The sequence below is a fragment of the Picosynechococcus sp. NKBG042902 genome, assembly GCF_963864045.1.
Taxonomy (GTDB): domain Bacteria; phylum Cyanobacteriota; class Cyanobacteriia; order Cyanobacteriales; family MRBY01; genus MRBY01.
Map to the genome: position 1 here is coordinate 1 of NZ_CAWLTV010000005.1, position 687 is coordinate 687.

At 55.2% G+C, this 687-nt stretch carries 1 pseudogene; it reads right to left on the reverse strand.

The features are described from left to right. Nucleotides 1-686, reverse strand: a pseudogene (locus AACR41_RS00025) (photosystem II D2 protein (photosystem q(a) protein)); the annotation flags it as partial. Nucleotide 687: the final 1 nt, after the last annotated feature.

Genomic DNA, 687 nt, shown 5'->3' on the forward strand with positions numbered 1-687 from the left:
GCTTGGTCACTGTCTTCAAACAGGGTGTTCTCTACCGTTGCCCCGTGGATCGCACAGAGCAGCGCACCACCGAGAATCCCTGCAACCCCCATCATGTGGAAGGGGTTGAGCGTCCAGTTGTGGAAACCTTGTAAGAACAGAATGAAACGGAAGATACCAGCGACACCAAAGCTGGGGGCAAAGAACCAGCTAGACTGACCCAAGGGGTACATCAGAAATACACTGACGAATACCGCGATGGGGCCAGAGAAGGCGATCGCATTGTAGGGGCGGATACCCACCAGACGGGCAATTTCAAACTGACGCAGCATGAAGCCGATCAGACCAAAAGCACCGTGGAGGGCAACAAAGCTCCAAAGTCCACCGAGTTGGCACCAACGGGCAAAGTTCCAGTTGGCTTCGGGGCCCCAGAGGAAAAGGAGGGAGTGACCGAGGCTGTCAGCAGGGCTGGATACAGCAACAGTCAGGAAGTTACACCCTTCGAGATAAGAAGATGCTAATCCGTGGGTGTACCAAGAAGTAACGAAGGTGGTACCGGTCAACCAGCCACCGAGAGCCATGAAGGCGCAGGGGAACAGGAGGATACCGGACCAACCGACGAAGACAAATCGATCTCGCTTCAACCAGTCATCGAGGACATCAAACCAGCCTCGTTCCTGGGGCGCGCGTCCGACTGCAATAGTCATA